A 13,802-nucleotide genomic window follows, 5' to 3' on the forward strand; every position below is an offset into this window, starting at 1 on the left:
CATGCAAGCGCATAGGGTGTTTCATACGGGCGCGGTGACCAGCCTGGTCATCCTGTTCTTCTGGCTGCTCTTGTGGGAAATCGTGGTGGCGCCGCTGCACCCGGGCGGTTCGCTGCTGGCGCTCAAGGCGCTGCCGCTGCTGCTGCCGCTGCGCGGCGTGCTCAAGCGCGACCTGTACACGCTGCAATGGTCGTCGATGGTGATCCTGGTGTACCTGGTCGAAGGCGTGGTGCGCGCCTGGAGCGACCGCGTCGAGCTCTCGCGCATCATGGCGCTGGGCGAGGCGCTGCTGGTGTGCGTGTACTTCGTGTTCGCCCTGCTCTACCTGCGCCCGTACAAGCAGCGCGCCAAGCAGCTGGCCAAGGAATTGCTGGACAAGGTGAAAGTGCCGCATGACTGAGGCGCAGGACCTTGGCTTCATCGACGGCTGCCGCGCCATCGCCGGCGCCGCCCACGTGCTGACCGGGGACGATTGCGCGCCTTTCCTCACCGACTGGCGCGGCCGCTTCACCGGCTCCGCGCGCGCGGTGGTACTGCCTGGCGACGCCGCGCAGGTGGCGGCACTGGTGCGCCTGTGCGCCCGCTACCGGGTGCCGGTCGTGCCGCAGGGCGGGCGCACCGGGCTGGTGCTGGGCAGCGTGCCGGACGCTTCCGGCGATGCGATCGTGCTGTCGCTGCGGCGCCTGAACCGGGTGCGGTCGGTCGATCCGCGCAACCGCACGATGACGGTGGACGCCGGCTGCGTGCTGCACGACGTGCAGGCCGCCGCCGCCGCGCACGGCCTGCTGTTTCCGCTGTCGCTGGCGGCCGAGGGCAGCTGCACCATCGGTGGCAACCTGGCGACCAACGCCGGCGGCACCGGCGTGCTGCGCTACGGGAACACGCGCGAACTGTGCCTGGGACTGGAAGCCGTCACCGCCCAGGGCGCGCTGTGGGACGGCTTGCGCGGCCTGCGCAAGGACAACACCGGCTACGACCTGCGCGACCTGTACATCGGCGCCGAAGGCACGCTGGGCGTGATCACCGGCGCGGTGCTGAAACTGTTCCCGCAGCCGAAAGCGGCGATCACCGCGCTGGTGGCGCTGGGCAGCCCGGCCGACGCGCAGGCGCTGCTGGCGCTGGCCGAAGCCGCCTGCGGCCCCACCCTGACCGGCTACGAGCTGATGAGCGACGTCTGCCTGCGCCTGGTCGCCGGACACTTCCCGGCGCTGCCGCGGCCCTTCCCGGCGCGCTATCCGCAGTACGCGCTGCTGGAACTGTCCAGCCACGAGTCGGAGCGGCACGGGACGGCGCTGCTGGAGCGCGCCATCGAGGCGGCGCTGGAAGCAGGCGTGGCGCGCGACGCCGTGGTGGCCACCTCGATCGCCCAGTCGCGCGCACTGTGGGCGATCCGCGAGCACATCCCGCTGGCCCAGGCCGCGGCCGGCAAGAACATCAAGCACGACATCGCGCTGCCGGTATCGCGCATCGCCGATTTCATCGCCGCCACCGATGCGCTGCTGGAAGACGCCATACCGGGCGTGCAGGTGGTGTGCTTCGGCCACCTGGGCGACGGCAACCTGCACTACAACATTGCCCCGCCCGCCGGCATCGCCCACGACGACTTCCTGCTACGCCAGGACGAAGTCAACCGCATCGTGCACGACAGCGTGGTCGCTTTCGGCGGCTCGATCTCGGCCGAGCACGGCATCGGCGCCCTCAAGCGCGGCGAACTGGCGCGCTACAAATCGCCGGTCGAACTCGGCCTCATGCGTGCGCTCAAGGCCGCGCTCGACCCGCTCGGCATCATGAACCCCGGTAAAATCCTGTGACCGGAGAATCCATGTCGCCGACGATGACCTTGCGCCTTTCGACTCTTGCATGCACCTTCGCCGCCTTGCTGGCGGCCGGCCTGCCGTCCCGGTCCGCCCTGGCGGCGCCGGTGTACAAATGCAGCGCCGGCGGCAAGGTGAGCTACGGCGACCGTCCGTGCGCGCAGGGCACGTCCGCCACGCTGCCGCCGGCGCCGGGCGTGGCGCCGCCGGGCGCCGACGCCGTCGTCACCGGCGACAGCCGCACGCTGCTGGAACTCGACCCACCCTCGACACCGGCGCCGGCGGCGCGCGCCGGGGACGAGCAACGCAGCATGCTGGCCGAACAGCGCGTCCGGCAGAAGGAACTGCAGCGCCTCCAGAAGGAACGACTGGCGCAGGAAAAAGCCGAGCGCAAGGAACAGCAGAAGCTGGCGCGCGCCGATGCGTCGCGCCGCAAGACCTGCGCCAGGCTGCGCCTGCGCCACAAGTGGGCCGAGGAAGACGCCGCGCGCGCCTGGCTGGATGCGAAACCGGCGGCGCGCGACGCCGCCCGCCGCAAGGAGAAGCGCCAGGCCGAGGCGCTGGCGCTGGAGTGCCCCGCTTGAACGGCCCGGCGCGCCCGCAGCCCGTGGACGTCCCTGCCGCCGGCAGGCCCGCGGCCGCCGGATCGCCGGCCGGCCTGCTGGTGCGCTGGCTGCTGGTGGGCGAATGGCGCGCGCACCCGCTGCGCGCGCTGCTGGCGATCGTCGCCATTGCGGTCGGCGTCGCCATGGGCTTCGCCATCCACCTGATCAACGCCGCCGCCTTCAACGAATTCTCGGCCGCCATCCAGAGCCTGGCCGGCCAGGCCGACGTGCAGGTATCGGGCCGCGAGGCCGCCTTCGACGAAGCGATCTACCCGTACCTGGCCACCCATGCCGGGGTAGCGCTGGCCTCGCCGGTGCTGGAACTCGACGCCGCGCTGGCCGACGCGAAGGGATCGCTGAAGATCGTCGGCCTGGATCCGCTGCGCGCCGGCGTCATCTCGCCGGATCTGACCGGCGTGCCGGAAGCCGGCCGCGCCGCCGACGTGCTGGGCGACGACACCATCTTCCTGTCGCCGGCCGCCCAGGCCTGGCTGGGCAAGCGCCGCGGCGACACCCTGCGTGTGCGTGCCGGCACCCGCGATTTTTCGATCCGCGTGGCCGGCCCGGTGCTGCGCGCGCGCAGCGGCCAGCGCATCGGCGTGATGGACATCGGCGCGGCCCAGTGGCGCTTCGGCCAGGTCGGCAAGCTCACGCGCGTGGATCTCAAGCTGCGCGACGGCGTCGACCGCGGCGCCTTCGAGCGCAGCCTGGCGGCCGAGCTGGAACGCGCGTATCCGGGGCGCTTCCGCGTGGCGCGTCCCAACGACGCCAACCAGGAAAGCCGCAACAACAACCTCAGCCGCGCCTACCGCGTGAACCTCACCGTGCTGGCGCTGGTGGCACTGTTCACCGGCGCCTTCCTGGTGTTCTCGACCCAGGCCCTGTCGGTGCTGCGCCGGCGCAGCCAGTTCGCGCTGCTGCGCGTGCTGGGCCTGTCGCGCCGCGCGCTGCTGCGCCAGATCCTGCTGGAAGGCGCCAGCCTGGGCGTGCTGGGCGCGCTGCTCGGCATCCTGGGCGGCTACGCACTGGCGGCGGCGGCGCTGCGCTTCTTCGGCGGCGACCTCGGCGCCGGCTATTTCACCGGCGTGCATCCGCAGGTCCGGTTCACGCCGGTGGCGGCCGTGGTGTTCTTCGGCCTCGGGCTGGGCACGGCGCTGCTGGGCTGCCTGGCGCCTGCCTGGGAAGCGGCGCGCGCGCGTCCGGCGATCGCGCTCAAGTCGGGTAACGACGAAGCCGCGCTGGCGCGCCTGGCGCGGGTCTGGCCGTCGCTGATCTGCCTGGCGCTGGCGGGCGTCTTCTCGTTCGCGCCGCCGGTGTTCGACCTGCCGCTGTTCGGCTACTTCGCCGTGGCGCTGCTGCTGGTGGGCGGCATCGGCCTGATGCCGCGCCTGGCCGCGTCCACCTTCCGCCTGCTGGACCGGTTCATGCAGGCGCGCACGGCGCTGTCTTCGGCGCCGTCGCCCGTGCTGACGCTGACGCTGGCGCGCCTGGCCAACGCCCCCGGCCAGGCCTCGATCGCGCTGGGCGGCGTGCTGGCCAGCTTCAGCCTGATGGTGGCGATGGGGATCATGGTGGCGAGCTTCCGCACCTCGGTGGACGACTGGATCCGCCACATCCTGCCGGCGGACCTGTACGTGCGCAGCAGCGGCGGCGGCAACACCGGCGCCTTCGGTCCCGGCGAACAGCGGTTGCTTGCCGCCGTGCCGGGGGCGGCGCAGGTCGCCTTTTTGCGCACGCGGCCGTTGTCGCTGGACCCGGCGCGGCCCGACGTCACGCTGGTGGCGCGCGACATCGACGCCGCCGATCCGGGCCGCCTGCTGGACCTGGTCGGCGCAGCGGCGCCGTTGCCGCCGGGCGCGCGGCCGGCCTGGATCTCGGAAGCGATGGGCGACCTGTACGGCCTGGCGCCGGGCCGCACGGTCACGCTGCCGCTGGGCGGCAAGCCGCAGGCCTTTTTCATCGCCGGCGTGTGGCGCGACTATGCCAGCCAGTCAGGCTCCGTCATCGTGCGCCTGCCGGACTACCGGGCACTGACCGGCGACGCCGGCGTGACCGACGCCGCGTTGTGGGCCGCACCCGGCGTGCCGGTCGAGCGCATCGAGGCGGGCCTGCGCGCGCTGCCGTTCGGCGCGGCGCTCGCGCTGGCGCGGCCGGGCGACATCCGCGCCATCAGCCTGCGCATCTTCGACCGCAGCTTCGCGGTGACCTACCTGCTGGAGGCGATCGCGATCGCCATCGGCATGTCCGGCGTGGCCGCCACCTTTTCGGCGCAGACGCTGGCGCGCGCCAAGGAATTCGGCATGCTGCGCCACGTCGGCGTGACGCGCGGGCAGGTGCTGCGCATCCTCGCCATCGAAGGCGGCGCACTGACCGCGCTGGGCGTGCTGACCGGCTTCGCGCTGGGCCTGTTGATCAGCCTGATCCTGGTGTACGTGGTGAATCCGCAGTCGTTCCACTGGACCATGCAGCTGCACCTGCCGTGGGCGCTGCTGCTGGGCGTGGCGGCGGTATTGCTGGCGGCCTCGGTGGTCACCGCGCTGGTATCGGGGCGCTACGCGCTGTCGGGCGGGCCGGTGCGCGCGGTGCGGGAGGACTGGTGATGCGAACCATGCTGCCGCGCCTGCTGGCGCTGCTGGTGCTCGCCTGCGCCGGCATCGGCGTCCATATCGCGGCACAGGCGGCGCCGCCGGCGTTCGCGCCGGTCACGCCGGGCCGCGCGCTGGTGTTCCCGCAGGACTTCGGCGCCCATCCCGACTACCGCACCGAGTGGTGGTACGCGACCGGCTGGCTCGAGACGCCGGACGGCAAGCCGCTCGGCTTCCAGGTCACCTTCTTCCGCAGCCGCACCGAGCACGACCCGGCCAACCCGAGCGCGTTCGCGCCCAAGCAGCTGATCATCGGCCACGCGGCGCTGTCCGATCCGGCGCTGGGGCACCTGGTGCACGACCAGCGCAGCGCGCGCGAAGGCTTCGGCCTGGCGTATGCGAAGACCGGCACTACCGACGTCAAGCTGGACGACTGGTCCATGACGCGCGCGCCCGACGGCCACTACGACGTGACGGTGCGCTCCGGCGAGCTGGCGTTCACGCTGCGCCTGGCGCCGACCCAGGCGCCGCTGCTGCAGGGCGAGAACGGTTTTTCGCGCAAGGGCGCGCTGGCGCAACATGCCAGCTACTACTACAGCGAACCGCAGTTGCAGGTGGACGGCCGGGTCACGCGCGCCGGAAAAACCGTCGCCGTCAAGGGCAGCGCCTGGCTCGATCACGAGTGGTCGAGCACCGTGCTCGATCCCGACGCCGCCGGCTGGGAATGGGTCGGCATCAACCTCGACGACGGCGGCGCCCTGATGGCTTTCCAGATCCGCAGCAGGAGCGGTGCTAAACTATGGGCCCACGCGGCGCTGCGCGACGCGCGCGGCCGCGTCACGCAATACGGCCGCGACGAGGTCAGTTTCACGCCGCAGGCGCGCTGGACCTCGCCGCGCACGCGCGCGACCTATCCGGTGGCGACGGTACTGGCGACCGGCGCCATCCACTGGAACGTGGTGCCGCTGCAATCGGACCAGGAGCTCGACTCGCGCCGCTCGACCGGCGCCGTGTACTGGGAAGGCGCGGTGCGCGTGCAGCGCGACGGCCGTCCGGCGGGACGCGGCTACCTCGAACTCACCGGCTATGTCGATGCGATGAAACTGTAGATGGGCCTGCACGCGCGGCCTGTCCGCGCAGTCTGCCCGCAGCGCATCGCCACGATCGGCGGGGCGGCCGCCAATCCGGCATCAACCGAGCAACAACGAATCCAAGACCATGAATAACCGTTCCACCGCCAGCACCGCCACCGACGCCGGCGCCCCCTCGCACACCAGGCCGGACATGGCCGCCCTGCCGCCCGCCGACGCCCGCGCCAAGGCGGCGCCGGCCAAGGGCGCGCTGTCCGCCCTGCGCGGCCTGCTCCCCTTTTTGCGTCCATACCGCCGCCAGTTCGTGCTGGCGGCGATCGCGCTGGTGGTCGCCGCCGGCGCCACGCTGGCGATTCCCTACGCCTTCAAGCAGATGATCGACCACGGCTTCGGCGCCGCTGCGGGCGTGGCCACGGCCGGCGCTGCCACGAATATTGCCAACGCGCTGGCCGTGCGCAGCGCCGAGAATGTCAACGCCACCTTCCTGGCGCTGTTCGGCGTGGCCGCGGTGCTGGGCGTGGCCACGGCGGCGCGCTTCTACACGGTGTCCTGGCTGGGCGAGCGCGTCACCGCCGACATCCGCAGCGCGGTCTACGCGCACGTTGTGCGCCAAAGCCCGGAATTCTTCGAGACCACGCAGACCGGCGAAGTGCTGTCGCGCCTGACCACCGACACCACGCTGATCCAGACCGTGGTCGGCACCAGCATCTCGCTGGCGCTGCGCAACACGCTGCTGTTCGCCGGCGGCCTGGTGATGCTGTTCGTGACCAGCGCCAGGCTGACCTCGATCATCCTCGGCCTGCTGGTGCTGGTGGTGGTGCCGATCGTGCTGTACGGGCGGCGCGTGCGCAGCCTGTCGCGCGATTCGCAGGACCGCATCGCCGACGCCTCGGCGCTGGCCGGCGAGATCCTCAACGCCATGCCGACCGTGCAAGCCTTTACGGGCGAGAAATCGGAGGCGGCGCGCTTCACCGCCTCGGTCGAGGGTGCGTTCGGCAGCGCCATGCGGCGCATCCGCGCGCGCTCGGTGCTGACGATGCTGGCCATCGTGATGGTGTTCGGCGCCATCGTGTTCGTGCTGTGGCTGGGCGCGCACGCGGTACTGGCCGGAACCATGACCGGCGGCGACCTCGGCCAGTTCATCCTGTACGCCTCGATCGTGTCGGGCGCGATCGGCGCCCTGTCGGAGGTCATGGGCGAAGCCCAGCGCGCGGCCGGCGCCGCCGAGCGCCTGCTGGAACTGCTGGCGGTGCGCTCCCCGATCCAGAATCCGGCCGCGCCGCTGCCGCTGCCTTCCTCGCTGGCGCGCCGCCGCGTCGACGACGCCATCGGCACGCCGGACGCGGCGCGCGGCCCGGCCGGCGGCGGCGCCGCGCTGCGCATGAGCGACCTGAGTTTTTCCTATCCGTCGCGCCCCGGCAGCGCCGCGCTGGCGCACCTGGACCTGGACATCCGGCCGGGCGAGACGGTCGCCATCGTCGGCCCGTCCGGCGCCGGCAAGACCACGCTGTTCCAGCTGCTGCTGCGCTTCTACGATCCGCAGGCCGGCGCCGTGCTGCTGGACGGCGTCGACATCCGCGACCTCGATTTGCACGACCTGCGTGGCGCGATCGGCATCGTGCCGCAGGACACGGTGATCTTTTCCGCCAACGCCATGGACAACATCCGCTACGGCCGCGCGGGCGCCAGCGACGCCGAGGTGATCGCCGCCGCGCGCCTGGCGGCGGCGCACGAATTCATCGAGCGGCTGCCGGAAGGCTATGCATCGTTCCTGGGCGAGCGCGGCGTGCGCCTGTCCGGCGGCCAGCGCCAGCGCATCGCCATCGCGCGCGCCCTGCTCAAGAACCCGCCGCTGCTGCTGCTCGACGAAGCGACCAGCGCGCTCGACGCCGAAAGCGAACGCCTGGTGCAAAAGGCGCTGGAGGCGGCGATGGTCGGCCGCACCACGCTGATCATCGCGCACCGCCTGGCCACGGTGCAGCGCGCCGACCGCATCATCGTGATGGAAGACGGCCGCATCGTCGAAACGGGCACGCACGCCTCGCTGGTGGCGCTGGGCGGCATCTATGCCAACCTGGCTGCGCTGCAGTTCCACAGCGTGCACGTTAGCCACTGATCGCAATCAAAAGCGGGGCATTGGCACCCGCTTGACTGAACAAGAAGGCAAGCTGTTGTAGCCGCGCATCCATCGCGCATGGTTTATTAGTTTCCGTATGGACACTCAGCATAGAATGGGGCAATCCCCCATTCTGCGAGCATCCCATGCAAGGCAAGCCGTTCTCCCTGTCAAACTGGTCGGTCGGCACCAGGATCACCGTCTTCACCTTCGGCCTGATCAGCCTGATCGTGGCCGGCCTGGTCTTTACGATCAGCCTGACCACCTCCACCATGCTGCACCAGCGCGCGGTCAACAACGTCAGCAGCGAGCTGCGCGGCGTGGTCAATGCGGTCGAACTGTTCAACCGCGTGATGACCAACCAGGCCATCAGCTACGGCCGGATCTTCGCCAACGAATTCCCGGACGGCTTCGCGCTCGACACCGGCGCCATGGTGGCGGTCGGCGGCATGCAGGTGCCGACCCTGCGCAGCGGCGCCAGAGTACTGAATCTCGACCACACGCTGCCGGACAACTTCACGCGCCAGACCGGCGGCAACGCCACCATCTTCGTCGCCTCGGGCGACGACTTCGTGCGCATCGGCACTTCGGTCAAGAAGGAAGACGGCAGCCGCGCCTTCGGCACGGTCCTCGACCACGCCAGCCCGGCCTACGCGGCGATCCGCGCCGGACGCGGCTATTCCGGCCTGGCCAACCTGTTCGGCAAACGCACCATCACCGACTACCAGCCGGTCCGCGACGCCGCCGGCAAGACCGTCGGCATCCTGTATGTCGGCGTGGAAGCCGACGCCAACCTGGCTGCGCTCAAGGACAAGATCCGCCGCAACAAGATCGGCGACACCGGCTATTACTTCATCCTGGACGCCAATCCCGGCAAATCGTATGGCAACCTGATCGTGCACCCGGCCAAGGAAGGCCAGAACATCCTGGCCAGCCGCGACGCCGACGGCAAGGAATTCATCCGCGCCATGCTGGAACAGAAGGAAGGCACCATCAGCTACGAATGGCAGAACGCCGAAAAGGGCGAGACCCGGCCGCGCACCAAGGTGGTGGCTTTCACCCTGTTCAAGGACTGGAACTGGCTGGTGGCCGGCGGCACCTACGAGGACGAGATCGTCAACGAAGCCGCGCGCCTGCGCGACCGCTACATCCTGATCGGCCTGGGCGCGCTGGCCGTGTTCGCGCTGCTGCTGCACGCGCTGATCAAGCGCACCGTGACGCGTCCGCTGCACGCGGCGCGCGACGCCGCGGTACGCATCGCCCGGGGCGACCTGAGCGTCCACGTGGAGGCCGCAGGCCGCGACGAGATCGGCCTGCTGGGCGAAGCCATGAACAGCATCAGCAGCGGCCTGTCCTCGGTGGTCGGCCAGGTGCGCCAGGGCGCCGAGCAGATCGCCAACGCCTCGGTCGAGATCTCGAGCGGCAACCAGGACCTGTGCGAACGCACCGAGCAGCAGGCGGTCAGCCTGGCCTCGACCGCGAATTCGATGAAGGACTTGACCGAGACCGTGCGCCGCAACGCCGGCGACGCGCGCGAAGCCAACCAGCTGGCGGTGAACACCTCGATGGTGGCGCAGGAAGGCGGGCGCATGGTACGCGAGGTGATCGCGAGCATGGACACCATCCGCCAGTCGTCCGGCAAGATCGGCGACATCATCGGCGTCATCGACGGCATCGCTTTCCAGACCAACATCCTGGCCCTGAACGCCGCGGTGGAAGCGGCGCGCGCCGGCGAACAGGGCCGCGGCTTCGCCGTGGTCGCCAGCGAGGTGCGCAACCTGGCGCAGCGCTCGGCCGCCGCCGCGCGCGAGATCAAGACCCTGATCCAGGCCTCCGGCGCCCAGGTCGACACCGGCACCCGCCTGGTGCACGAAGCCGGCGTGACCATGGGCGAGGTACTGGCCAGCGCCGAGCAGGTCACCGCCATCATGTCGCGCATTAGTGCCGCCAGCACCGACCAGAGCGCCGGCATCGAGCACGTCAACCGCTCGATCGGCCAGATGGACGACGTGACCCAGCAGAACGCCGCCCTGGTCGAACAGGCCAGCGCCGCCGCGCAGGCGATGCAGGAACAGGCGGCGCAGCTGGCAAGGGCGGTGCGCCTGTTCAAGCTGGACCAGGTGGAGACGCAGCCGGCGCCGGCTGCGGCGCGGCCGTTGCTGAGCGACGCTTGAGCGACACCCGCGCCGCTATCGCCAGATATCGATGCTCCGTCGTCCCCGGCCTCGGCGGCCCCCTTGGCGGGGACCCATGCCGAGCTTCCGAAGTCGCGCCGTCAAACGTCACGGAACTTTCAACAAAGCGGTTTCTGATACTCGGTGTGGGTCCCCGCCTGCGCGGGGACGACGCATCCACGGCATGCCGCCCTGGTAGCCGCCCGGCTGCGCAGGCATTCCACCCTTCCCCACCTTTCCGCTTCGGTGTAGAGTAGCCGCCCACCCCCGCCGCCTCACTGGAGCCTCCCTTGTCCGACACCGACCTGCTCGCCCGCTGCACCGCCATCCTCCCCGGCCACCGCGTCCGCCCGCCCGCGGAAATGTACGCCGCCATGGCCGCCTGGTGCGAATCCAACGGCGTCGCCCACGACGTCTACGGCGAAGGCGCGCTGATCCAGGCCTTCGAGCGCAAGGTGGCCGACCTGCTCGGCTTCGAGGCGGCGGTGTTCTGCATCAGCGGCACCATGGCGCAGGTGACGGCGCTGCGCCTGGCCAGCATGGCGCGCGGGCGCGCGCCGGTGGCGCTGCACCCGACCTCGCACATCTTCGTGCACGAGCGCGCCAACTACCAGATGCTGGGCCACTTCGAGGCCCTGCCGGTGGGCGAGCGCCAGCGTGCCTGGTTGGCGGCCGACATCGCCGCCGTGCCCGAGCGCCTGGCCGCGCTCGGCCTGGAAATCCCGATGCGCGAGATCGGCGGCCAGCTCACCGCGTGGGACGAGCTGCAGGCCATCAAGGCGCATTGCCGCCGGCACGACATCCACCTGCACATGGACGGCGCGCGCCTGTGGGAAGCGGCCGCCGGCTACGGGCGCCACGTGCGCGAGATCGCCGCCGGCTTCGATTCGGTGTACGTGTCGCTGTACAAGGGCATCGGCGGCCTGGGCGGCGCCATGCTGCTGGGCAGCCGCACCATGGTCGACCGCGCCGCCGCCTGGTTCGCGCGCCAGGGCGGCAAGCTGGTGCACCAGTCGCCGTACGTGGTGGCGGCGGCGATGCAGTTCGACGCGCGCCTGGCGGCGATGCCGGCATATTTCCGCCGCACCGAACTGCTTTACGAGGCGCTGCGCGCGCATCCGGTGCTCAAGGTCAATCCGGCGCGTCCGCAAGCCAACATGCTGCACGTGCACCTGCCGGTGAGCCGCGAACGGGCGCTGGCAATCCGCCGCACGCTGGCGCTGGAGCACGGCGTCTGGCCCTTCCACCGCATCAACCACGGCGCGCTGCCGGATACCTCGTATTTCGAACTGTACGTGGGCGACAACCTGCTGGCCCTGAGCGAGGCGCGGGTGCACGAAGCGGTGGCGCTGCTGGCGGCGGCCGTCGCCGCCTGAGCCGCCGGCCGCAGCCGCCGCCGGAAAGCCTTGACGGCTGGAGAACGATCGTTCTACCATACGGCATGACCGCTCCACCCGCCACCGATACCCGCGCCAGGCTGCTGGCCACGACCGAACGGCTGATCTACGCATCCGGCATCGCCGCCACCGGCATGGACCGCATCGTCAGGGAATCCGGCGTGGCGCGCAAGAGCGTCTACCGGTATTTCCCGACCAAGGAAGCGCTGGTGGCGGAGGCGCTGAACGCGCGCGACGAGCGCTGGATGGCCTGGTTCGCAGCTGCGTCGTCGTCCGCCATGCCGCTGGCGCAGCGCATCCAGGCGATGTTCGACGCCCTCGGCACCTGGTTCGGCACGCCCGACTTCCGCGGCTGCGCATTCATCAATGCCGCCGGCGAGAGCGGCGATGCCGACGGCCCGGTGCGGCAAGCGGCCAAGGCGCACAAGCTGCGCCTGCTGCAGTACCTGCGCAGGGTGGCGGACGAAGCCGGCCTGGCGCCGCGGCCGGCCGACGAACTGGCACGCCAGCTGCTGATCCTGATCGACGGCGCCATCACCGTGGCGCTGGTCGGCGGCGACCTGGCGTCGGCAGCGCGCGCAGCGCACATCGCCGCTGCGCTGCCAGAGGCGCGCCGGCCCGACGATTTCTCCCCAAGCATGAAAGGAACAGCATGACCGCCCCCACCGCACCGCGCCCGCCGCTGCCGCCGTTTACGCGCGAGAGCGCGATCGAGAAAATCCGCCTGGCCGAAGATGGCTGGAACAGCCGCGACCCTGCCCGCGTGGCGCTCGCGTACAGCGAAGACACCCGGTGGCGCAACCGCGCCGAATTCGTCGCCAGCCGCGCCGAAGCGCAGCAACTGCTGGAACGCAAATGGGCAAAGGAGCTGGACTACCGCCTGATCAAGGAACTATGGGCCTACGGCGACAACCGGATCGCGGTGCGTTATGCCTACGAGTGGCACGACGATTCCGGCAACTGGTTCCGCTCGTACGGCAACGAGAACTGGGAGTTCAATGCGGACGGCTTGATGACCAGGCGCCACGCGTCGATCAACGACAAGCCGATCCTCGAATCCGAGCGCAAGTACCGCTGGCCGCTGGGGCGGCGCCCGGACGATCATCCGGGCTTGTCCGAACTGGGTTTGTAGGGCCGCAACGGCGCCGCCCCGGCCCGGTACGGAAGCGCCAGTTCGGTTAAAATGCCGTTTTTGCTTTTCGATGATTCCCGATGCGTCCCTACCACGACCTGATGCGCCATGTTCTCGATCATGGCGCGGTCAAAACCGACCGCACCGGCACCGGCACGCGCTCCGTGTTCGGCCACCAGATGCGCTTTAACCTGCAGGACGGGTTCCCGCTGGTGACCACCAAGAAGGTGCACCTGAAGTCCATCATCCACGAATTGATCTGGTTCCTGGCCGGCTCTACCAACATCGCCTACCTGAAGCAGAACGGCGTCAGCATCTGGGACGAGTGGGCCGACGCCGGCGGCGAACTGGGACCGGTCTACGGCTACCAGTGGCGCAGCTGGCCGGCGCCGGACGGCGAGCACATCGACCAGATCGCGCAGGTGCTGGAGCAGATCCGCCACACCCCGGATTCGCGCCGCATGATCGTCTCCAGCTGGAACGTGGCCGACGTGCCGAAGATGAAGCTGCCGCCCTGCCATGCCCTGTTCCAGTTCTACGTGGCGGACGGCAAGCTGTCGTGCCAGCTGTACCAGCGCAGCGCCGACATCTTCCTGGGCGTGCCCTTCAATATCGCCTCGTACGCGCTGCTGACCCACATGATGGCGCAGCAGGCCGGCCTGGACGTGGGCGACTTCATCTGGACCGGCGGCGACTGCCACCTGTACGCCAACCACATCGAGCAGGCCGAGCTGCAGCTGTCGCGCGAGCCGCGTCCGCTGCCCAGGCTGGTCATCAAGCGCAAGCCGGACTCGCTGTTCGACTACCGCTTCGAGGATGTCGAGGTGACCGGCTACGACCCGCACCCGGCCATCAAGGCGCCGGTGGCGGTATGACTTCGCGAGGACC

The 13,802-nt window shown here is 70.4% G+C and carries 11 protein-coding genes; all 11 read left to right on the top strand.

Annotated features, from left to right (window positions below; all coding sequences use genetic code 11):
* Position 1 precedes the first annotated feature (1 nt).
* The gene (locus tag HH212_RS23105; RefSeq protein WP_170204633.1) at positions 2-400 is read left to right on the top strand and encodes a DUF2069 domain-containing protein; all 399 of its coding nucleotides are present in this window, start codon (positions 2-4) and stop codon (positions 398-400) included.
* Positions 393-1,811 (top strand): FAD-binding oxidoreductase, encoded by a 1,419-nt coding sequence (locus tag HH212_RS23110; protein ID WP_170204634.1) that lies wholly within the window; start codon positions 393-395, stop codon positions 1,809-1,811. The genes HH212_RS23105 and HH212_RS23110 overlap by 8 nt, the downstream gene beginning before the upstream one ends.
* Before the next feature lie 11 nt (positions 1,812-1,822).
* The gene (locus HH212_RS27485; RefSeq protein ID WP_229217424.1) at positions 1,823-2,398 is read left to right on the top strand and encodes a hypothetical protein; all 576 of its coding nucleotides are present in this window, start codon (positions 1,823-1,825) and stop codon (positions 2,396-2,398) included.
* A 23-nt stretch (positions 2,399-2,421) separates the two neighbouring features.
* Positions 2,422-5,019 (top strand): FtsX-like permease family protein, encoded by a 2,598-nt coding sequence (locus tag HH212_RS23115; RefSeq protein ID WP_370663944.1) that lies wholly within the window; start codon positions 2,422-2,424, stop codon positions 5,017-5,019.
* Positions 5,020-5,027: 8 nt separating this feature from the next.
* Positions 5,028-6,113, top strand: a complete 1,086-nt coding sequence (locus HH212_RS23120) for a lipocalin-like domain-containing protein (protein ID WP_170205635.1) — start codon at positions 5,028-5,030, stop codon at positions 6,111-6,113.
* A gap of 109 nt (positions 6,114-6,222) precedes the next feature.
* Positions 6,223-8,211, top strand: a complete 1,989-nt coding sequence (locus tag HH212_RS23125; RefSeq protein WP_170204636.1) for an ABC transporter transmembrane domain-containing protein — start codon at positions 6,223-6,225, stop codon at positions 8,209-8,211.
* Between the two features lie 146 nt (positions 8,212-8,357).
* Complete coding sequence (locus HH212_RS23130) at positions 8,358-10,385, top strand: methyl-accepting chemotaxis protein (RefSeq protein WP_170204637.1); 2,028 nt, start codon at positions 8,358-8,360, stop codon at positions 10,383-10,385.
* 290 nt (positions 10,386-10,675) lie between these two features.
* Entirely contained in the window at positions 10,676-11,761 is a 1,086-nt protein-coding gene (locus HH212_RS23135) for a threonine aldolase family protein (protein WP_170204638.1), read from the top strand.
* Between the two features lie 65 nt (positions 11,762-11,826).
* On the top strand, positions 11,827-12,438 hold the full coding sequence (locus HH212_RS23140; protein ID WP_170204639.1) for a TetR/AcrR family transcriptional regulator: 612 nt from the start codon (positions 11,827-11,829) through the stop codon (positions 12,436-12,438).
* Positions 12,435-12,914 carry a nuclear transport factor 2 family protein gene (locus tag HH212_RS23145; RefSeq protein ID WP_170204640.1) on the top strand — a complete coding sequence of 160 codons (480 nt, stop codon included), beginning with the start codon at positions 12,435-12,437 and terminating at the stop codon, positions 12,912-12,914. The genes HH212_RS23140 and HH212_RS23145 overlap by 4 nt, the downstream gene beginning before the upstream one ends.
* A gap of 80 nt (positions 12,915-12,994) precedes the next feature.
* Positions 12,995-13,789: a thymidylate synthase gene (thyA, locus tag HH212_RS23150; protein ID WP_170204641.1), complete on the top strand. Its 795-nt coding sequence runs from the start codon at positions 12,995-12,997 to the stop codon at positions 13,787-13,789.
* The last annotated feature ends 13 nt before the right edge of the window (positions 13,790-13,802 follow it).

Origin of the sequence: Massilia forsythiae (genome assembly GCF_012849555.1) — a bacterium.
GTDB classification, from domain to species: domain Bacteria; phylum Pseudomonadota; class Gammaproteobacteria; order Burkholderiales; family Burkholderiaceae_D; genus Telluria; species Telluria forsythiae.